The sequence below is a fragment of the Streptomyces sp. NPDC048192 genome (assembly GCF_043202415.1).
In the GTDB taxonomy this organism is placed as follows: domain Bacteria; phylum Actinomycetota; class Actinomycetes; order Streptomycetales; family Streptomycetaceae; genus Streptomyces.
Genome location: NZ_JBIDAL010000006.1, coordinates 208735 through 229829 on the forward strand (window position 1 = coordinate 208735; position 21095 = coordinate 229829).

Genomic DNA, 21095 nt, shown 5'->3' on the forward strand with positions numbered 1-21095 from the left:
TCCGGGATGCTTTCAACGGATACGGGGGACCGTCATGCATCCGGTGGTGAAGCCCGCGCTGCGGCGCGGCTGGCGTGACCGCCACACCGTCCAGTTCGGGATGACGCCCGGGCACGCGCTGACACTGGGACCGATGGACTCGGCGACGCACGACCTCCTGGACCTGTTCAACGGCACACGCGGGCTGCCGCTGCTGCGCGACGAAGCCCGCCGCATGGACCTCCCCGCCGGCCGGGTCGACACCCTGCTGGAGCGGCTGACCCGGGCAGGCCTGATCGACGACGCGCGCGGCGGCGGGCCCGCCGCGGACGCGCTGCGCCAGCGGACGGACGTCCTGCGGCGGCTGCGCCCCGACCTCGCCGCGCTGTCCCTGACCACGGCCGAGCCGGGCGGCGCGCTCGCCCGGCTGGCCGCCCGCCGCGCCCTGCGCGTGCAGGTACGGGGCGCGGGCCGGGTCGGCGCGCTCCTGGCGTCGGTGCTGTCGGCCGCCGGGGTCGGCGAGGTCGACGTGCGCGACACCGGTCGCGTGGAGCCGTGGGACGTGGCGCCGGGCGGGCTGCCCGCCGATGCGGTCGGCGAGCGCCGGGAGACGGCGGCCCGGGCCGCCGTGCGCCGCGCGGCGCCCGACCGCCCACCGCGCCGCGCCCACTCCCCCGGATCCGGCGCCCCGGACCCCGGACACGCCCTCGTGATCCTCACCCCCCGCGACGACGTGGCCGTGCACGCCCCCGACCCGGCCGACGCCGAGCCGCTCATGGCCTCCGGCACGCCCCACCTGTACGCGGGCGTCGTCGAGGGCACCGGTGTCGTCGGGCCGCTCGTCCTGCCCGGCGAATCCGGCTGCGCCGGCTGCCTGCACCTCGACCGCACGGACCGGGATCCGGCCTGGCCCCGGCTGACCGCCCAGTGGCGGTGCGCCAGATCGCGCCGCGCCGGAGCCTGCGATGTGACGCTGGCCACAGCGGTCGCGGGACTGGCCGCGGCACACGCCCTCGCCTTCCTCGACGGGCACGCGCCGTCCGGTACCGGCACCCGCTGGGAGGTCTCCACCCCCGCTCTGGACTGGCGGACCCGACCGGTGCGGCCGCATCCGGCATGCGGATGCGGCGCTGCGGACAGACCTGAGGAGGAGCACTCCTCAACCGACGGCGCGGCACGCGCGACAATGGCGGTGCGACGGCCGTCGACGCAACGACGCACAGCGGGCGCGGCGCGGCCGACTGTGACTTGGAGGGCGCATGTCTGATCTTCCCCGGAAGGCGGTCACCCGGACCGCCAAGCTCGCCGCGCTCCCGCTCGGCTTCGCCGGCCGGGCCACCTGGGGGCTGGGCAAGCGGATCGTGGGCGAGTCCGCGGAGATCGTCGGCCGGGAACTGCAACAGCGCACGGCGGAGCAGCTGTTCAAGGTGCTGGGCGAGCTGAAAGGCGGTGCGATGAAGTTCGGGCAGGCCCTGTCCGTCTTCGAGTCCGCGCTGCCCGAAGAGATCGCCGGTCCCTACCGCGCGGCGCTGACCAAGCTCCAGGAGGCGGCCCCGCCCATGCCGACCCGCACGGTGCACGGAGTGCTGGCGGAGCGGCTGGGTGAGGACTGGCGCGATCTGTTCGAGGAGTTCGAGGACAAGCCGGCCGCCGCGGCCTCGATCGGCCAGGTGCACCGGGCCGTGTGGCACGACGGCCGGGAGGTGGCCGTCAAGGTGCAGTACCCGGGCGCCGGCGAGGCCCTCCTCTCCGACCTCGGCCAACTCAGCCGTTTCGCCCGGCTGCTCGGGCCGCTGATTCCGGGCATGGACATCAAGCCGCTCATCGCGGAGCTGAGGGACCGGGTCTCCGAGGAGCTGGACTACGCCCTGGAGGCCCAGGCCCAGACCGCGCACGCGGAGGAGTTCGCGGACGACCCCGACGTGGTGGTCCCGGCGGTCGTGCACCAGTGCGAGCAGGTCCTGGTGACCGAGTGGATCGACGGCATCCCGCTGTCGGAGATCATCTCGGACGGCACCCCCGGGCAGCGGGACCGCGCCGGGCAGCTCCTGGCCCGGTTCCTGTTCTCGGGCCCGGCCCGCACCGGCCTGCTGCACGCCGACCCGCACCCCGGCAACTTCCGGCTGCTGCCCGGCGGCCCGGCCGGCGAGGACGACTGGCGCCTGGGCGTCCTGGACTTCGGCACCGTGGACCGGCTGCCCGGCGGACTGCCGCTGCCGATCGGCGTCTCGTTGCGCATGACGCTGAACGGCGAGGCCGAGACGGTCTACGAACTCCTCTGCGAGGAAGGCTTCGTGAAGGAGTCCATAGAGCTGGACCCCGACGCGGTCCTCGACTACCTGCTGCCGATCATCGAACCGGCGCGGGTCGAGGCGTTCACCTTCAGCCGCGGCTGGATGCGCAACCAGGCCGCCCGGATCGCCGACCCGCGCTCCCCCGCGTACCAGCTGGGCAAGCGGCTCAACCTGCCGCCTGCCTACCTGCTGATCCACCGGGTGACCCTGAGCACGATCGGCGTCCTGTGCCAGCTCGGCGCCACGGTACGGCTCCGCGAAGAGCTGGAGGAGTGGCTGCCGGGCTTCCTCTCGGAGGACCAGGGCTTCGTCTCCGAGGACACCGGTGTCACAGAGGTCACAGGAGGCACGGACGCCACGGAAGGCACTGCGGTCACTCAGAGCACGGCGGGCGCTGCGGGCGTGAGCGGCGTCACCGAGATCGCCGGCGGTCCCGACGACACGGACGCCGACCTGCCCGAGGAGGAGTCCGCAGCGGAGGCGTGATCCCCGGATGCGGGGGTGCGGAGCGGGGGGGAGGGGCGGGGGGGAGGGGCCCCCGGGAGAGGCGGTTCACCACCAGGCCGAGTCCAGGCGGCCCTCGATCGCTCTCAGGTTCTGCCGGGAGCAGGCGTCGCAGAAGTACTCGCGGACGCCGTTCTCCACGGAGCAGGTCCAGGTGGCCGGCGGGGGGCCGTCGGCGGCGGTGCCGCAGCGGGCGCAGACGTGGATGCGGCGCTCCGCGGCGGGGCCGCCCTGATCGCTTCCTCCGGGAAGACTCGTCACCTGGCGACCATAACTCCGCCGGTGGCCGATCGCCGCACAACGCACCGCGGGGGCCGGTCCGTTCGGCCGGACCGGCCCCCGCCACGAAGACTTCGCCTCCCGGCTCGGGAGGCCACCGCTTCGGTCGGCGTGATCGTTACTGCATGACGGCCATGGCGAGCGCGCGCCGGGCGCGCAGCGAGGCGCGCTCGGCCCGGCGCTGCATCCGCTGGGCGACCGCCAGGCGCATGGCCCGGCGTTCCCGCGAGGCGTCATGGAGTCGGTTGTGCATATGCGCACGAGCCAGGGCTTCTTGCATGAGTTGCATCTCTCGGTTCCTGTTCTGGCGCGCTTCGGTCGCGCCGGTGGTGGTGACGTCTTCGGTCGCGGAGCCTGCGGGCTCGTTGGTGGACGGCTTCATCGGGGCCTGCTTCTGGGGGTCGTGCGTGAGGGGGCGGTCGATCGTTCCTGTGGTGTTCATGCCGTGACCGGGTTCTTGCGCGGGCGGCCACGCGGCCGCTTCCGGGCGACGACGACACCCTGGACGAACAGCTCGCCACCCCAGACGCCCCAGGGCTCACGCCGCTCCTTGGCGCCGGCGAGGCAGGCCTCGATCAGCGGGCAGGTGCGGCAGAGGGACTTGGCGTACTCGACGTCCGCGGGCGACTCGGCGAAGAAGACCTCCGGGTCGTAGGAGCGGCAGGGGACGGGTACGCCGAGGTTCTCGATGGCGTCGTCGAGCGCGGTGAGCGCGGTCAGGGGGGTCAAGGTGGAGTCCTCCGTGAGGCCGGGCGGGGGGATCGTTTGCGAAGGCGGTACGGACGGGGCGTGCGCTTCGAGTTGCACGGTGTGTCTTCCTCGTCTGGTCGTTCCGGCCGGTTGACCGGGTGTCGGCTTGGTACCGGGTTCTTTTCTTGTCCCGAGGCCCCTTCGCTCCGTCGTCCCCGTTCGGGGAAAACAGAAGGGCCGCGGATCCCGGATGGGGTTCCGCGGCCCTGAAGGCGCCGGCCTGATCGGATCAGGCTGGATCACTCCAGGGTTCTGGCCCACGGAAGGCCCACATCAGGTGGTGCTGCGTCGTCTGCTTCCGGAATCCGGCACCGGCCGCCGCAAAGGCATAGGCCTGCGCCTGTGCCGCTACCGCTTCCAGTGCCTTGGTCGGTCGCTCATTGCGCTCACGGACGGGAAGGCCCGCGAGAGCGTGGGAGGACGCCGGACGGACGGCACGAATGCCGGACAGACCGGTGCCCTGGTGAGAGGCGCCGAGCATGCACAGGGAGACGGCCGAGCGATCGGTCAGTTTGGCCGTGCTGATGGTGCTGGTGTTGATGCTGATCACTGGACTCGCCTCCTCTCGGCGTCTTGGGGACTGGGGTGAGCCAGTCCGCTCGGATGTGCAAGTACATCACGGAACCGGGGCCTTGGAGAAGGCCGCCGCTTCCGTGCCTAGAACCTATGGGGATTGCCGGGGCCCGCGCAAACTATTTTTTCGACGAGTTCGCATCAGTCGTCCTCGTCTCCGTCGCCGGTCTCTTGGCCTGCGCAGATGGCCAGAACGTCGGGTCCGTAGCTGCGCAGCTTGCGGCTGAGGACGCCGGGGATGCGGGAGAGTTCGGCGGAGTTTTCCGGTCGCGCCTCGGCGATGGCCATGAGGGTGCGGTCGGTGAACACGCAGAAGTCGGGCTGTCCGGTGCGCTCGGCCTGGACCGCGCGCCACTCCCGCAGCCGTTCGTAGAGCGCTTCGTCCATGTCCGAGGGGCAGTCCTCGCAGCGCATCAGCTTCATCTCGCCGGCGTCGGTGAGGGTGCGGCCGCAGACCCGGCAGCGGGCGGGGCTGCGCTGGGCGCGCCGCGGGGCGGGGGTGGTGCTTCCGGCCGTCCCGCGCTCGATGCCTCCGGTGGCGGCGGCGCCGGTGTGGCCGACGGTGGCGGTGGTGCCGGGGCGCAGCCCGTCGAGGAAGCGGCTCGGTCTGCGGTTGGGGCGGCCGCCGGGTGAGCGGGACAGCGCCCAGGAAAGGTGCAGCCGTTCCCGCGCCCGGGTGACGCCGACGTACAGGAGCCGGCGTTCCTCCTCGATCTGTTCGTCCGTTCGGGCGTAGCTGATGGGCAGCATGCCCTCGGCGACGCCGACGAGGAAGACGGCGTCCCATTCGAGGCCTTTGGCCGCGTGCAGGGAGGCGAGGGTGACGCCCTGGACGGTGGGGGCGTGCTGGGCGTTGGCCCGCTCGTCGAGTTCGGCGACGAAGTCGGCGAGGGTGGCGCCGGCTCTGGCGGCGGCGAGGTCGTGGGCGAGGTTGACCAGGGCGGCGAGGGACTCCCAGCGTTCTCTGGCCGCGCCGGAGCCTGCCGGGGGCTCGGTGGTCCAGCCCTCTTGGGACAGGACGGCACGCACCTGGGAGGGCAGGTCCACGGTGTCGTTCAGCAGGGAGTCGTTGCCGCCGAAGCGGGCCGCGCCGCGCAGGGCGATGCCGGCCTTGCGGATCTCGGGCCGGTCGAAGAAGCGTTCGGCGCCGCGCAGCTGGTAGGGGACGCCGGCGTCGGCGAGGGCCTGCTCGTAGGTCTCGGACTGGGCGTTCGTACGGAACAGGACGGCGATCTCGGCGGCCGGGACGCCGGCGTCGATCAGCTCGCGGATGCGGCGGGCGGCGCCTTCGGCCTCGGCGGGCTCGTCGGTGTACTCGGTGTAGACGGGCTCGGGGCCCGGGGGGCGCTGGGAGATCAGTTCCAGCCGGTGGTCGGCGGCGCGTCCGCGGGCTTGGGCGAGCAGGCCGTTGGCGAGGCGGACGACCTGGGGGGTGGAGCGGTAGTCACGGACGAGTTTGACGACGGTGGCGCCGGGGTGGCGGACGCGGAAGTCGAGCAGGTGGTCGGGCGTTGCTCCGGTGAACGAGTAGATGGTCTGGCTGGCGTCGCCGACGACGCACAGGTTGTCGCGGTCGCCGAGCCACAGCTCCAGCAGCCGCTGCTGCAGGGGGCTGACGTCCTGGTACTCGTCGACGACGAAGTGCTGGTACTGGGCGCGGACCTGGTCGGCGATGTCGTGCCGGTCCTGGAGGATGGCGACGGTCAGCAGCAGGACGTCCTCGAAGTCGATCACGGCGCGGTCGCGCTTGAGGTCTTCGTAGGCCGCGTAGAGGTGGGCGATCTCGGCGGGGTCGCGCGGGGTCTCGCGGCCGGCCTTCGCGGCCGCGTACGGGTAGTCGGCGGGGATGGTCTGGGTGACCTTGGACCATTCGATCTCGGCGGTGACGTCCCGCAGCTCGCCCCGGTCGAGCCGGGTGCCGAGGCGGGCTGCCGCGTCGGCGACGAGCTGGATCTTGCGGTCGATGAGCCGGGGCATGCTGCCGCCGATGGCTTTCGGCCAGAAGTACTGGAGCTGGCGCAGGGCGGCGGAGTGGAAGGTGCGGGCCTGGACGCCGTGGGCGCCGAGCTGGCGGAGCCGGCCGCGCATCTCGCCGGCGGCGCGGTTGGTGAAGGTGACGGCGAGGACGCTGGAGGGCTGGAGGATGCCGGCGCGTACGCCGTAGGCGATGCGGTGGGTGATGGCCCGGGTCTTGCCCGTGCCCGCTCCGGCCAGGACGCACACCGGTCCGTGCAGGGCGGTGGCCACCGCGCGCTGCTCGGGGTCGAGCCCGTCCAGCACCGCGTCGGCGGAGACCGGTGCCTGCGGGAAGAGGGTGGAGTGCGTTGCTGCTGTCACATGGCCATGCTGCCAGGTCGCCCGGGACTGCCGTGCCGGTTGTCCACAGGCGGGTATCGATAGTCGTACCAATGCGGCAGGCGTCACAGGGGCCTGTGGATATGCGGGGATGGACGGGAACGGCCCTTCGGGAGCAGGCGGCGGCCGGGTGACGTGGATACCCCGGGTGGGAATGGCCGGCGGCTCGCGTGCGTTCTTCCCCCGTACGACTTTCCGAGCTGCCTGAGGAGCGCGAGAGACATGCAGGGCACTGTGACGATGTACAGCACGACTTGGTGCGGGTACTGCCGGCGGCTGAAGAGCCAGCTGGACCGGGAGGGCATCGCCTACACCGAGATCAACATCGAGCAGGACCCCGAGTCCGCCGCTTTCGTGGAGAAGGCGAACGGCGGAAACCAGACGGTTCCGACCGTGCTCTTCGCGGACGGCACGACGCTGACGAACCCGTCGCTCGCCCAGGTGAAGCAGAAGCTCGCGGCGTGACGCGCCGCGGGTGTCCGCGGTGAGCGCAGCCGAGCGGGGCGGCCCCTGACCTGGTCAGGGGCCGCCCTGTCGTGTCCGGGCCCTGCCGCGGGCGGCGGGGGCGCGGGTCACACGAAGCTGCGCGTCGGCAGCGGCTTGCCGTACCACATCTCGATCAGGCGGGCCGCGATGGAGATGCCGTAGGGCGGCAGCACCTCGCCGGATTCGAACGCGTCGTGCAGTTCCTCGCGGGAGAACCAGCGGGCCTCGTGGATCTCGTCGCCGTCGACCTCGATCTCGGTGGTGGTGGCGCGGGCCATGAAGCCGAGCATCAGGCTGGAGGGGAAGGGCCAGGGCTGGCTGGCGACGTATTCCACGTCCCCCACGGTGACGCCGACCTCTTCGGACACCTCGCGGCGCACGGCCTGCTCGATGGACTCGCCGGGTTCGACGAAGCCGGCGAGCGTGGAGAAGCGGCCCTCGGGCCAGTGGACCTGGCGGCCGAGCAGGATGCGGTCGTCCGCGTCGGTCACGGCCATGATCACGGCCGGGTCGGTGCGCGGGTAGTGCTCGGCGCCGCAGGCCGGGCAGCGGCGGATGTGGCCGGCGGCGGCGATGACCGTGCGTTCGCCGCAGCGGGAGCAGAAGCGGTGGGTGCGCTGCCAGTTCTCCAGGCCGACCGCGTGCACCATCAGCCCGATGTCGCGTGCCGAGAGCAGCAGGCCGGCCTCCCGCAGCCCGGCGGGGCGGGCGGACTGGTCGATGCGGCCGGGCAGCGAGTCCTTCTGCAGCGCGAAGTAGCTGACGCCGTCCTCGTCGATGCCGAGGAAGTAGCGGTGCGCTTCGGTGAGCGGCGCCTCGAACGACGGCGTCATGACGAGTTCGGTCCGGCCGTCCGGTGTCTCGTCGATGAGCACCTGGCCGCCGGAGACCACGAAGCAGCGGGTCGTGGGGTGGCTCCACGCCGCTGCGAGCCAGGCCTCGTCGAGCCGGTGGTGGGCGGCGCGGTCGATGCCGCTCGGGGCGGTCAGCGAGATGGGTCGGTCGGCTGTGTCGTCGGTCCAGGTGGTCACGGATGCTTCCAATCCCCCAGTGCGGCGGTTCGTTCGGCGGACGGTTCGGCGGGGCGTGGGCGGCGTGCCACCGGGCCGGGCGGGCGGGACGGTCCTTCCAGTGTGCCCCGCGCACGGTGCCCTCCCGTGCGGCGCCGGCCGGTCAGGGCGCGGTGCGCCAGTGCTCGGCCAGGTCGCCCCAGAGGTAGGCGCTGGTCTCGACGCCCTTGAGGAGGAGGTCCAGCTCCACCTTCTCGTTCGGGGCGTGCCAGCCGTCGGAGGGGACGGAGATGCCCAGGAAGAGCACCGGGGCGCCGAGGACTTCCTGCAGGTCGGCGGCGGGTCCGGAGCCTCCTTCGCGGGTGAAGCGGACCGGTTTTCCGAAGGCGCGGCCCATGGCGCGGGCCACGGACTGGAGCGCGGGGTGGTCGAGCGGGGTCAGGCAGGGGCGGGTGGCCGCGCCGAAGCGGATCTCGTGCCGGATCCCGGCGGGCATCTGCTCCTCGGCCCAGGCGCGGACGGCCTTCTCCAGGTGCTCGGGGTCCTGGCCGGCGACCATCCGGAAGGACAGCTTCACCATGGCGGAGGACGGGATGATCGTCTTGCTGCCGGGGCCCTGGTAGCCGCCGCCGATGCCGTTGACCTCGGCGGTCGGGCGGGCCCAGATCCGTTCGAGGGTGCTGTATCCGGCCTCGCCGTGGGTGGCCCGGGACTTGGCGGTCTCCAGCCAGCGCTCCTCGTCGAAGGGCAGTTCGGCGAGCAGCTCGCGCTCGCGGTCGGTCAGCTCGACGACGCCGTCGTAGAAGCCGGGGACGGCCACGCGCGCGTGCTCGTCGTGCAGGGCGGCGACCAGGCGGGCGGCCGCGGCGGCCGGGTTGGGTACGGCGCCGCCGAAGGAGCCGGAGTGGATGTCCTGGTCGGGGCCGTACAGCCGGATCTCGCACTCGGCGAGGCCGCGCATGCCGGTGCAGACGGTCGGGGTGTCCTCGGACCACATGCCGGTGTCGGAGACGACCACGGCGTCGGCGGCGAGCCGTGCCGCGTGCTCCTCGACCAGGGCGCGGAAGTGCGGGGAGCCGGACTCCTCCTCGCCCTCGATCAGCAGCTTCAGGTGGACGGCGGGGGCCGTGCGGCCGGTGGCGGCGAGGTGGGCGCGGACGCCGAGTGTGTGGAAGAACACCTGGCCCTTGTCGTCGGCCGCACCGCGCGCGTAGAGGCGGTTTCCGCGGACGACCGGTTCGAAGGGGTCGCTGTCCCAGCCGTCCTCGCGGGCGGCGGGCTGCACGTCGTGGTGGCCGTAGACGAGGACGGTGGGCGCCTCCGGGTCGTCCGAGGGCCACTCGGCGAAGACGGCCGGGGCGCCGGGGGTCTGCCAGACCTCGGCGGTGGGGAAGCCGGTCTCCTCGAGCTTGGCGGCGAGCCAGTCGGCGCTGCGCCGTACATCGGGGGCGTGGTCGGGCTGGGCCGACACGGAGGGGATGCGCAGCCATGCGGCGAGGTCGTCGAGGAAGGCGGCGCGGTGCTGCTCGATGTACGTGCGGACGGCGCTGTCCGGGGTCTGGCTCATGCTCACGAGCCTATCGGCCCGCACCGACATCCTCGGCGGGCGGTTCGTCACACTCAGACCACGCGGTGCGCCGTTTCGGAGTCTTCCGCTCCGGTTCCGTCGCCGAGGAGCCGTTCCAGCCTGCTCCGGTCCGGCAGGTCCCGCGGCCGTACCACCTCGCCGGTGCGTACGTACAGGAAGGCGGCCGTGACCGACTCGGGCGGGACGCCCTGCTGCTCGGCCCAGGCCAGCCGGTACACGGCGAGCTGGAGCGGGTCGGCGGTGCGGGTGCGACCGGTCTTCCAGTCGACGATCTCGTACGTGGCCGTGTGGCCTTCGCCGTGCTTGTAGACGGCGTCGATGCGGCCGCGCACGACACGGCCGGCGAGGGTGAGCTGGAAGGGCGCCTCGACCCGGTAGGGGGTGCGCCGGGCGTACTCGGTGCGTTCGAACGCCTCCTTCAGCGCTTCCAGGTCGCGTTCGTCGGTGATCTCGGCGTCGCTGCCGGGCAGCTCGTCCGGCTCCAGCAGGGGAAGGGTCAGTTCCTCGAAGCGGGATTCGACCCAGGCGTGGAAACGGGTGCCCCGGCGCGCGGCCGGTTGCGGGGGTCGCGGCATGGGGCGCGCGAGTTCCTGTGCGAGCCCGTCGGGGTCCTCGGCCAGGCGCAGCAGCTGGGACGCGGTGAGCGTGGCGGGCAACGGAACCTCGGTGACGGCCTGCCGGGCGCGCAGCAGCTCTCCGGTCAGCGCGTCCAGATCACGGTCCCAGGAGGCGACGGTACGGGCCTCCTCAGGGGTGAGGCTGTGCGAGCTTCGGGACTCGGCGAGGCGCTCGCCGTGCCCCGGGGCGGGCGCCTGGTGCGGGACGGTGGGCCGGTCGGCTCTCCGGTCGCCCCGCTCGGCCGGGCCGTGCGGCGCAGGGGCGGGGGCGGCGTACGGCGGTTCCTCGTCGGCCAAGGCGGCGGAGGCCGCGGCGCCGGCGGTCTCGCCGTACGGCGCGTCCGCGCCGCCCTCTTCGTACGGCACGTCGTCGTACGGGAAAGCGGCGTCGGAGTACGGATCCTCGCCGTACGGGTCCTCACCGTACGGAAAGTCACCTTCCCCGTACGGACCGTCACTGTCCGCGTACAGGTCGTCGTAGGGGTCGTCGTCCGGGGGCGGGGGCCACTCCGGGTCGTCGGGGGCGGCGGTCTCGTGGGTGGACGGCGGGTGGCCGCTTCCGGCGGCGAGGGCGTCCAGGTGGGCGAGGACGGTCTCGGCGGCCGCGCGGCGACGGGCCAGCGCGCCGGCGTCCAGCGGCAGCGGCCACACCTGGTCGGCGCCGGCCCTGTGCAGCGCGGGGTTCTCCTCGTCCTCGGCGGGCTCCTCAGCCCACGCCTCGATCTCGCCGTGCCCGGCGACGCAGTGGTCGTGCAGGGCCCGGAGGAAGTCGGAAGGGCCGCGCGGCTTCTTCTGGCTGGGCCCCCACCAGTGGCCGGAGCCGAGCAGCAGGGAGCGGGGCCGGGTGAAGGTGACGTAGCCGAGGCGGAGTTCCTCGGTGTGCTGGTGGTCCTTCATGGCCTCGTGGAAGGCCTTCATGCCGCGCGCGTCCCAGCTGTCGACGTCGGGCAGGGTGTCACCGTCGCCGCGCAGGGCGTGCGGCACCACCTTGGCCTGCGCCGTCCACTTCTCACGGCCCTGCGCGCTGGGGAACGTGCCCTTGACCAGCCCGGGAACCGCCACGACGTCCCACTCCAGGCCCTTGGACTTGTGGGCGGTGAGCACCTTGACGGTGTTCTCGCCGCCCGGCAGTGCGTTGTCGAGGCCCTTCTCGTACTGCGCGGCGGTGCGCAGGAATCCGAGGAAGGCGAGCAGGGTGGCCTCCGCGTCGCTCGCCGCGAAGGAGGCGGCGACGTCGAGGAAGTTGGACAGTGTTTCGCGGCGGCGGGCGGCGAGAGCGTGCGGGGACGCCGACAGCTCGACCTCCAGGCCGGTGACGGCGAGGACGCGGTGCAGCACGTCCATCAGCGGGTCGGACAGCGAGCGGCGCAGGTCGCGCAGCTCGGCCGCCAGGCGGGCGAAGCGCACGCGCGCGTCCGGTGAGAACGGCAGCCCGTCGTCGTCCGCCTCGGCGTCCATGGGCGCTTCGAGGAAGGTGTCGAGGGCGTCCGCGAGCGATATCACCTCGGCCGGATCGACGCCTTCGACGGCGGCGGCGAGCCGGCGGTCCGGGTCGTCGGCGCCGTCCACGCGCGCGTGGGCGACCAGCAGGCGGGCGCGGCGGCCCAGCAGGGCGAGGTCGCGGGGGCCGATGCGCCAGCGTGGGCCGGTCAGCAGACGTACCAGGGAGGCGTTGGCGCCCGGGTCCTGCAGGACCTCGCAGACCGCGACGAGGTCGGCGACCTCGGGCAGGTGCAGCAGTCCGGACAGGCCGACCACCTCGACGGGGACGTCCCGGGCCACGAGGGCGCCCTGGATCTCGGCGAAGTCGGTGGCCGTACGGCACAGCACGGCGATCTCGCCGGGAGGCGTGCCCGTGCGCACGAGGTGGGCGATGGAGTCGGCGAGCCAGTCGAGTTCCTCGGCGTGGGTGCGCAGCAGGGCGCAGCGGACCATGCCGTCGTATTCGGCGCCCGGGGCGGGGCGCAGGGCCTCCACGCCCGCGTGCATGGCGCGCAGCGGCTCGGCGAGACGGTTGGCGAGGTCCAGGAGGCGGCCGCCGCTGCGGCGGTTCTCGCTGAGCGCCTGCCGGGTGGCGGGGCGGCCGTCGGCGTGCGGAAAGTGGGCGGGGAAGTCGTCCAGGTTGGCGACGGAGGCGCCGCGCCAGCCGTAGATGGCCTGGCAGGGGTCGCCGACCGCGGTCACCGCATGGCCGGTGCCGCCGCCGAACAGGCCCGCCAGCAGGACGCGCTGGGCCACCGAGGTGTCCTGGTACTCGTCCAGGAGGACCACGCGGAACTCCTCGCGCAGCAGCCGGCCGACCTCGGGGACGCGGGCGAGGCGGGCGGACAGGGCGATCTGGTCGCCGAAGTCGAGCAGGTCGCGCTCGCGTTTGGCGGTCCGGTAGCGGCGGACGAGGTCCGCCAGTTCGCGGCGGGCGGCGGCCGTCTCGGGGACCTTGCGCAGGTCGGCGTTGGTCAGCTTGGCGCCCTGGAGGGTGTGCAGCAGATCCGCGTCCCAGGCGCGCAGTTCCTCGGGCTCGACGAGGTGTTCGGCGAGTTCCGAGTCGAGGGTGAGCAGGTCGCTCACCAGATCGGCGAAGGAGCGCGTCAGTGCGGGGTAGGGGCCGGGGGCCTCGCGGAGGACGCGCGCGGCGAGCTGGTAGCGGGTGGCGTCGGCGAGGAGCCGGGAGGTGGGCTCCAGGCCGAGACGCAGGCCGTGGTCGGTGAGGAGGCGGCCGGCGAAGGCGTGGTACGTGGAGATCAGCGGCTCGCCCGGCGGGTTGTCCGGGTCCGGCAGGAAGGAGTCGGCGCCGGGCGCCGCCGCCCGGTGGCGGTCGGGTGACGGCAGGGCGTCCGGATCGGTGACGCCGGCCTTGATCAGCGCCTTGCGGACGCGTTCGGCCAGCTCACCGGCCGCCTTGTTGGTGAAGGTCAGGCCGAGGACCTGTTCGGGGGCGACCTGGCCGGTGCCGACCAGCCAGACGACGCGCGCGGCCATCACGGTGGTCTTGCCCGAACCGGCTCCGGCCACGATCACCTGCGGGGCGGGCGGCGCGGTGATGCAGGCCGTCTGCTCCGGGGTGAACGGGATGCCGAGGAGCTCTTTGAGCTGCTCGGGGTCGGTGATACGGGCGGGCATGTCGAAAGAGGCTAGCGGCGGCCACTGACAGTCGAGGACGCATCGGCCCGGCGGAGAGACAGAAGCGCAGGTCAGGGCGTGTGGTGCGGTACGTCACCCGGATACGGACGCCGAGGGGCGGGACGTCGCTCAGGTGCCGGAGGCTCTGGTGCCGGACGTCACAGGGAACGGAAGGCCGGGTGCGGTACGCGCGGTACGTGCCCCCTATGACGAGGGCCCTGAAGCGGTACGGCACCGCGCGTCCTCACTCGACCACGTGCCGCCCCTCCGGCCGGGCACTGCACGAGGCGCGGAACGCGCAGTGCGTGCAGTGCTGGCCGGTGGTCGGCGTGAACCGCTCGTCGAGGACCTTGCCGGCGGCGGTGGCCAGCAGTTCACCGACCCACTCCCCCGACAGCGGCTCCTGGGTCTGCGCCTTGGGCAGGCGCTCGCCGCCGTCGCGCTGCGCGGCGCCCTGTCTGAGGTGGACCAGTTCGGCGCCGCCGGGTTCGGGCCGCACGCCGTCGAAGGCCTCGTCGACGGCGCCTTCGCGGACGGCGAGCTGGTAGACGGCGAGCTGGGGGTGGCGGGCGACCTCGGCGGCGCTGGGGGCCTGTTTGCCGGTCTTGAAGTCCACCACGTAGGCGCGGCCCTCGCCGTCCGTCTCCACGCGGTCCATCTGGCCGCGGATGCGGACCTGGTAGTCGCCCGCTTCGAGGGTGATGTCGAAGTCCTGCTCGCTCGCCACCGGGGTGCGCCCGGTGCGGTCCAGCACATGCCAGTTCAGGAAGCGTTCGAGCGCGGCGCGCGCGTTGTCCTTCTCCTGCCGGGACTTCCAGGGCGCGTCGAAGGCGAGCGCGTTCCACACCGAGTCCAGGCGTTCCATGAGGACGTCGAGGTCGGCCGGGCTGCGGCCGGAGGCGACCTCGTCGGCGAGGACGTGGACGACGTTGCCGAAGCCCTGCGCGGTGGTGGCCGGGGCGTCGGCCTTCACCTCGCGGCCGAGGAACCATTGCAGCGCGCAGGTGTTGGCGAGCTGGTCCAAGGCGCTGCCCGAGAGCACGACCGGCTGGTCGCGGTGGCGCAGCGGCACCTTGCTCTCGGTCGGGTCGTACATGCCCCACCAGCGGTAAGGGTGCGCGGACGGCACCAGCGGGCGGCCGTCCTCGTCGGTGAGGGCGGCGAGCCGGGCCAGGCGGTGGGCGGCGGCCTCGCGCAGGGCCGCGGACGCGCGCGGGTCGACGGTGGTGGCGCGCAGCTCGGCGACGAGCGCGGCCACCGACAGCGGGCGGCGGGGGCGGCCGGTGACGTCCTTCGGCTCGACGCCGAGCTCGGTGAGGAAGCGGGACGGCTGGTCGCCGTCGTCGGCCGGCGCCTTCACGGCGGTCACGACAAGGCGTTCGCGCGCGCGCGTGGCGGCCACGTAGAACAGCCGGCGCTCCTCGGCGAGCAGTGCGCCCGGCGGGAGCGGTTCGGCCAGTCCGTCCCGGCCGATGCGGTCGGCCTCCAGGAGGGAGCCGCGGCGGCGCAGGTCGGGCCACAGCCCCTCCTGGACGCCGGCGACGACGACGAGCCGCCACTCGAGGCCCTTGGAGCGGTGCGCGGTCATCAGGCGCACGGCGTCGGGGCGTACCGCGCGGTGCGTGAGCGTGTCGGCGGCGATGTCCTCGGCCTCGATCTCCTCCAGGAAGTTCAGCGCGCCGCGGCCTCCGGTGCGCTCCTCCGCGCGGGCGGCGGTGGCGAACAGCGCGCACACCGCGTCCAGGTCCCGGTCGGCGTTGCGGCCGGCCGCGCCGCCGCGCCGGACGGCCCGCTCCAGACGGGCGGGCCACGGCGTGCCCTCCCACAGTTCCCACAGCGCCTCTTCGGCCGTACCGCCGCCCGCGAGGCGTTCGCGGGCCTTGCGGAGCAGCGCGCCGAGGCGCTGCGCCCCGCGCGCGTACGCCGGGTCGTGCACGGCGAGGCGTTCGGGTTCGGCGAGTGCCCGGGCGAGCAGGACGTCGGACGGGGGCGGCAGCGGGTTCCCGGCCGCCCGTTCCTCCTCGCGCAGAGCGCGCCCCAGGCGGCGCAGGTCGGCCGGGTCCATGCCGGCCAGCGGGGAGGCGAGCAGAGTGAGCGCGGTCTCGGTGTCGAGCCAGCAGGGGTCCGGGGCCGGCTCGGCGGTGTCCTCCGGCTCGGCGCCGTCTTCGGCGGCGGGGATCTCGGGCGCGGTCATCCCGGAGGCGTTGCCCGCGGCGATGGCCTCTTCGGAGGCGGCTGCCTCCGACCCCGCTTCCGAGGCCTCCCGCCCCGCTTCCGAGGTCTCCCGTTCCGCTTCCGAGGCCGTCTCTTCGGCATCCTCGGCTTCCTCCGCCGCGCGGTCGCTCTCGGCGCCGGCCGCGGCTGTGTGCTCCTCGTGGCGCCGCGCCTCGGCCGTGGCCACCGCGCGCAGGGCCGTCAGCAGGGGGGCCACTGCCGGCTCGTGGCGCAGGGGCAGGTCGTCGCCGTCGATGTCCAGCGGGACGCCGGCCGCGGTGAGGGCGCGGCGCAGGGTGGGCAGGCTGCGGGAGCCGGCCCGGACCAGGACGGCCATGTCGCTCCAGGCGACGCCGTCCTCCAGGTGGGCGCGGCGCAGGATGTCCGCGATGTTGTCCAGCTCCGTACCGGCCGTCGGGTACGTGTAGACCTCGACGCGGCCCCCGTCCCGTACGGCGGCCGGCTCGCGGTGGGCGCGGACCTTGTCGGCGGGCAGCCGGGGCAGGGGCATGCGCTGGGTGATCAGGCGGGTGGCGGCCAGCAGGGCGGCGCCGGAGCGGCGGCAGGTGCGCAGCACTTCGACGGGGGCGGGCCGGCCGTCCGCGCGCGGGAAGGCCGCCGGGAAGTCGAGGATGCCGTTCACGTCGGCGCCCCGGAAGGCGTAGATCGACTGGTCGGGGTCGCCGAAGGCGAGCAGGGTACGGCCGTCGCCTGCCAGTGCGTGCAGGAGCCGGACCTGGGCGGGGTCGGTGTCCTGGTACTCGTCGACGTACACGGCGTCGTACTGGGCGGCGAGCCGTACGGCGTTCTCGGGGCGGCGGGCGAGCAGGACCGCGCGGTGGACCAGTTCCGCATAGTCGATGACACCCTGCATGTCGAGCACGTCGAGGTACTCGGCGAGGAACGCGGCGGCGGCGCGCCAGTCGGGGCGGCCGATGCGACGGGCGAAGGCGTCGAGCGCCTCGGGGCCCAGGCCCAGCTCCCGGCTGCGCGCGAGGACCGCGCGGACCTCGTCGGCGAATCCGCGCGTGGTCAGGCAGGCGCGCAGCTCGTCGGGCCAGCGCACATGCGCCAGCCCGAGCCGCTGCAGGTCGGGCTGCCCGGCGAGCAGCTCGCGGACGGTGACGTCCTGCTCGGGGCCGGACAGCAGCCGGAGCGGCTCGGCGAACAGGCCGCTGTCCTGGTGGGCGCGGACCAGCGCGTAGGAGTACGAGTGGAAGGTGGTCGCCCGGGGGGCGCGGGCGGCGCCGATGCGCAGGGCCATGCGGTCGCGCAGCTCGACGGCGGCCTTGCGGCTGAAGGTCAGCACCAGGATGCGCTCGGGGTCGGCGCCGCGGGCGATCCGCGCGGCGACGGATTCGACGAGGGTGGTCGTCTTGCCGGTGCCGGGTCCGGCGAGGACGAGGAGGGGGCCGCTGCGGTGGTCAACCACGGCGCGCTGTGCCGCGTCCAGACGAGGGGGAGCCGCCGTGGCCGGCGGGGTCCGGACCAGCCGGTACGCGCCACGGCTCCCCTGCCGCGCCGGGGGGTGCGGCAGTCGCCTGGCGGTGGAGGAGGAGCTCACGTGATCGGCCGGTCCTGGTGTGCGTGCTGGTGGGCGGGCGGTCACGCGCGCGTGACGGTGGCCGCGGGGTGAGCGGGACCCGTGCAGCCGACGCTACGCCGCCGCACCGGACGGAAGCAGGGCTTCCGCTTCTTCCCTCGAAGCGCTCAGGCCACGCGGGTCCCACATCCCTCGAACGTACGTCATGCCACGGAAGTCCCCGACGTCACCCGAATGGGCTAGCGCCTCTCATCGGGGGCATCGGATGGCGGAAGCTGTCAGGTGTGACCCTCCGCACTCGCCCCGCCGTCCCACCGGGCCCGCCGCATGTCGAGCCGCGGCAGGTGCCCCTCGGCGCTTGCGGCCGCCTGCTTCAGCGGCGTGCCCTCGGCGCGGTAGTGGGCGAGCGCGCGCAGCTCGTGGCCGGGCAGCAGCACTCCGTCGGCCCGGACGACCCGCCACCACGGGACGGCGCCGCCGTAGAGCGACATCACCCGGCCGACCTGGCGCGGTCCGCCTTCCTCGAGCCATTCGGCGACGTCGCCGTACGTCATGACCCGCCCCGGCGGGATCCGCTCGGCGACCTCGAGGACCCGCTCGGCGTACTCCGGAAGCGCGTCCGCATGCTCCTCGTGGGAGTCCTGGGCAGGGCTCTGCTCGCTCATTCGCCCCATCCTGCCGCACCCCACCGACATCGCCGCGCGGACCGCGGGCAGCGGCCCTCTCGCCCGCGGACGGCGCGTGGGGCAGACTGTGCGCCCGCGCATCCGCACCCTGATGCCCGCGTGTGCCGGTCAGGCATGCCACCATCGTGCGGGCGGTGACTGGTGATACGAGACCAAGAAGAGACCATGAAGCAGCAGGGCGTGCACCCCGAAGGCGCGGCGGGCACCCCTGACGCCGCCGCGCGCTCCGAGGCGGCCGGGGGCAGTGGCGACGCGCGGCAGGACAGCGGTCCGGCCACCGGCACCGACGACGGCACACGCCCGCGCGAGAGCGCGGAGAACGCCGGCCCGCCCACGCCCGGGGACGAGCCGTCCGGCGAGGACGACGGCACGCGCGCGCGTGAGGACCGTACCGACGCCGACGCTGACACCGAGGACTCGCACGTCCCGGAGGACGCGCCTGCCGATCACGGTCCGGGCCGGGACGGCGATCCGCACGCCGAGGCGGTGGAGGGCGACGAACCGCTGCTCCCCGCGCGCGTGCACCGCCCCTCCGATCTCATGCGGCTCCTGGTGGGCGTGCTCGCCATCGCGGTGCTGCTCGCGATCGCCGCGTTCGCCCACGGGACCACCTCGGGCTTCGAGCAGGACATCAACAAGGGCACCGGTCAGGCCCCCGACCTGCTCATCAAGATCGCGGGGCTGGCGTCCAGCATCGCGATCCTGCTCGTGCCGGTCGCCTTCGCGATCGAACGGCTGATCAAACGCGACGGTCTGCGCATCGCCGACGGCGTCCTCGCCGCGGTCCTCGCCCACGGGGTGACCCTGGCGACCGACCTGTGGGTCGCCCGCGCCGCCCCCGGCTCGATCCAGGAGGCGCTCACCCAGCCCTCCCCGAGCGACCTGCACGCCCTGACCGATCCCGTACACGGCTATCTGGCGCCCGTCATCGCCTATATGACGGCCGTCGGCATGTCACGCAGACCCAGATGGCGCGCGGTGCTGTGGATCGTCCTGCTGCTCGACGCGTTCTCGATGCTGGTCACCGGCTACACGACCCCGTTCTCGATCATCCTGACGGTGCTGATCGGCTGGACCGTCGCCTACGGCACGCTGTACGCGGTCGGCTCCCCCAATGTGCGCCCCACCGGGCAGACGCTCATGGCGGGCCTGCGGCACGTCGGCTTCCACCCGGTGAGCGCGGCCCGCGAGGAGGCCGTGGAGTCGGAGAACGGCGACCGCGGCCGGCGCTACTTCGTCACCCTGGAGGACGGCCCGCCGCTGGACGTCACGGTCGTGGACCGGGAACAGCAGGCCCAGGGCTTCTTCTACCGCGCGTGGCGCAATCTCACCCTGCGCGGCTTCGCCACCCGCTCCAGCCTCCAGTCGCTGCGCCAGGCGCTGGAACAGGAGGCGCTGCTGGCCTACGCGGCCATCGCCGCCGGCGCCAGCGCGCCCAAGCTGATCGCCACCTCCGAGCTCGGCCCCGACGCCGTCATGCTCGTCTACGAGCACACCGGCGGGCGCACGCTCGACTCGCTGGCCGACGAGGAGATCACCGACGAGCTGCTGCACAAGGCCTGGCAGCAGGTGCGGGCGCTGCAGTCGCGGCGCATCGCCCACCGCAGGCTCGCGGGTGACGCGATCCTGGTGGATCGTTCCGGCAATGTGATCCTCACCGAACTGCGCGGCGGCGAGATCGCGGCCGGTGAGCTGCTGCTGCGCATGGACGTGGCCCAGCTGGTCACGACGCTCGCCCTGCGGGTGGGCGCGCAGCGGGCGGTGGCCTCGGCGGTCCGTGTGCTCGGGCCCGACGCGGTCGCCGACTGCCTGCCGCTGCTCCAGCCGATCGCGCTGACGCGCTCCACGCGCGCGACGCTGCGCAAACTGGCCCGGGAACAGGCCCAGCGCGAGCGCGAGGCGGTGCTGGAGGCCTCCCGGCACTCCAAGCAGACGCGCCCGGAGGAAGCCGGTGCGCAGGGCACGGACGCCCTCAAGAAGGCCGACAAGAAGGCCGTACGCGCGCAGGCGCGGGCCGAGAAGCGGGCCATCGACGAGGCCCTGGAGGAAGCGCGTGAGGAGGATCTGCTCACGCAGATCCGCCACGAGGTGCTGCGGATCAGGCCGCAGGCGCCGGTGGAGCCCGCCCGGCTGGAGCGGGTGCGGCCGCGCACGCTGATCAGTTTCATCGCCGGCGCCATCGGCGCGTACTTCCTGCTGACGCAGCTCACGCACATCGAGTTCGGGCCGCTCATCGCGGGCGCCCAGTGGGGCTGGGTCGTGGCGGCCGTGCTCTTCTCGGCGCTCAGCTACGTGGCGGCGGCGATGCAGCTTCTGGGGTTCGTGCCCGAGCGGGTGCCGTTCCTGCGGGCCGTGGGAGCCCAGGTGGCCGGGTCGTTCGTGAAGATCGTGGCACCGGCGGCGGTCGGCGGCGTCGCCTTGAACACGCGGTATCTGCAGCGCGCGGGCATCCGTCCGGGGCTCGCGGTGGCGAGCGTGGGCGCCTCCCAGCTGGCCGGGCTCGGCTTCCACATCCTGATGCTGCTGTCCTTCGGCTACCTCACCGGCACCGAGAAGACGCCGTCCCTGTCGCCGTCCCGGACGGTCATCGCGGGCCTGCTGACGGTGGCGGTGCTGGTGCTCGTCGTGACGTCCGTGCCGTTCCTGCGGAAATTCGTCGTCACGCGCGTGCGCTCGCTTTTCGCAGGTGTCGTGCCCCGCATACTCGACGTGCTGCAGCGGCCGCAGAAACTGATCACCGGCATCGGCGGCATCCTCCTGCTGACGTTCTGCTTCGTGATGTGCCTGGACGCCTCCATCCGCGCGTTCGGCCACGGCTCGGCCTCGCTCAGCATCGCCAGCGTCGCGGTGGTGTTCCTCGCCGGCAACGCCCTCGGGTCCGCTGCGCCCACCCCGGGCGGCGTGGGCGCCGTCGAGGCGACCCTGACCGTCGGCCTGATCGCCGTCGGCCTGCCCAAGGAGGTCGCCGCCCCGGCCGTCCTGCTGTACCGCCTGCTGACCCTGTGGCTGCCGGTGCTGCCGGGCTGGCTCGCCTTCAACCAGCTCACCCGCAAGGGAGCCCTGTGACGGCACGCGGCGGACGTACCTCGTACGGCCC

General features: G+C 73.6%; 14 protein-coding genes. 4 read left to right on the forward strand and 10 right to left on the reverse strand.

Going from position 1 to position 21095, the window contains the following annotated elements:
* Positions 1-34 precede the first annotated feature (34 nt).
* On the forward strand, positions 35-1246 hold the full coding sequence (locus ACGFZN_RS14340; protein ID WP_393858746.1) for a TOMM precursor leader peptide-binding protein: 1212 nt from the start codon (positions 35-37) through the stop codon (positions 1244-1246).
* Positions 1239-2759: an ABC1 kinase family protein gene (locus ACGFZN_RS14345; protein WP_393858747.1), complete on the forward strand. Its 1521-nt coding sequence runs from the start codon at positions 1239-1241 to the stop codon at positions 2757-2759. Before ACGFZN_RS14340 ends, ACGFZN_RS14345 begins: the two co-directional genes overlap by 8 nt.
* Before the next feature lie 66 nt (positions 2760-2825).
* Here ACGFZN_RS14345 and ACGFZN_RS14350 read toward each other — a convergent pair whose 3' ends face one another.
* From ACGFZN_RS14350 to ACGFZN_RS14370, 5 genes are all read right to left on the reverse strand, one after another.
* The gene (locus ACGFZN_RS14350) at positions 2826-3038 is read right to left on the reverse strand and encodes a hypothetical protein (RefSeq protein WP_393858748.1); all 213 of its coding nucleotides are present in this window, start codon (positions 3036-3038) and stop codon (positions 2826-2828) included.
* Positions 3039-3174: 136 nt separating this feature from the next.
* Positions 3175-3498, reverse strand: coding sequence for a hypothetical protein (locus ACGFZN_RS14355; protein ID WP_393858749.1), 324 nt, complete (start codon positions 3496-3498; stop codon positions 3175-3177).
* Positions 3495-3863, reverse strand: a complete 369-nt coding sequence (locus tag ACGFZN_RS14360; protein ID WP_023546912.1) for a WhiB family transcriptional regulator — start codon at positions 3861-3863, stop codon at positions 3495-3497. Before ACGFZN_RS14360 ends, ACGFZN_RS14355 begins: the two co-directional genes overlap by 4 nt.
* A 172-nt stretch (positions 3864-4035) precedes the next feature.
* Complete coding sequence (locus ACGFZN_RS14365) at positions 4036-4356, reverse strand: hypothetical protein (protein ID WP_361977146.1); 321 nt, start codon at positions 4354-4356, stop codon at positions 4036-4038.
* A 164-nt stretch (positions 4357-4520) separates the two neighbouring features.
* Positions 4521-6773 (reverse strand): ATP-dependent DNA helicase UvrD2, encoded by a 2253-nt coding sequence (locus ACGFZN_RS14370; protein WP_393858986.1) that lies wholly within the window; start codon positions 6771-6773, stop codon positions 4521-4523.
* 183 nt (positions 6774-6956) lie between these two features.
* Here ACGFZN_RS14370 and ACGFZN_RS14375 point away from each other — a divergent pair, with 183 nt between their 5' ends.
* Entirely contained in the window at positions 6957-7199 is a 243-nt protein-coding gene (locus tag ACGFZN_RS14375; protein ID WP_330337918.1) for a mycoredoxin, read from the forward strand.
* 107 nt (positions 7200-7306) lie between these two features.
* Here ACGFZN_RS14375 and nudC read toward each other — a convergent pair whose 3' ends face one another.
* The 5 genes from nudC to ACGFZN_RS14400 all read right to left on the reverse strand — a co-directional run bounded on the left by nudC (position 7307) and on the right by ACGFZN_RS14400 (position 17977).
* Positions 7307-8251: an NAD(+) diphosphatase gene (gene nudC / locus ACGFZN_RS14380; RefSeq protein ID WP_393858750.1), complete on the reverse strand. Its 945-nt coding sequence runs from the start codon at positions 8249-8251 to the stop codon at positions 7307-7309.
* 142 nt (positions 8252-8393) lie between these two features.
* Positions 8394-9797, reverse strand: coding sequence for a dipeptidase (locus tag ACGFZN_RS14385; RefSeq protein WP_393858751.1), 1404 nt, complete (start codon positions 9795-9797; stop codon positions 8394-8396).
* A 53-nt stretch (positions 9798-9850) separates the two neighbouring features.
* A complete protein-coding gene (locus tag ACGFZN_RS14390; protein WP_393858752.1) occupies positions 9851-13555 on the reverse strand; it encodes a UvrD-helicase domain-containing protein in 3705 nt (1234 codons plus the stop codon).
* Positions 13556-13799: 244 nt separating this feature from the next.
* Positions 13800-17333: an ATP-dependent helicase gene (locus tag ACGFZN_RS14395; protein WP_393858753.1), complete on the reverse strand. Its 3534-nt coding sequence runs from the start codon at positions 17331-17333 to the stop codon at positions 13800-13802.
* A gap of 257 nt (positions 17334-17590) precedes the next feature.
* The gene (locus ACGFZN_RS14400; protein WP_393858754.1) at positions 17591-17977 is read right to left on the reverse strand and encodes an MGMT family protein; all 387 of its coding nucleotides are present in this window, start codon (positions 17975-17977) and stop codon (positions 17591-17593) included.
* 186 nt (positions 17978-18163) lie between these two features.
* On the opposite strand from ACGFZN_RS14400, the gene ACGFZN_RS14405 reads away from it, so the two are divergent.
* Entirely contained in the window at positions 18164-21064 is a 2901-nt protein-coding gene (locus ACGFZN_RS14405) for a lysylphosphatidylglycerol synthase domain-containing protein (protein ID WP_393858755.1), read from the forward strand.
* Positions 21065-21095: the final 31 nt, after the last annotated feature.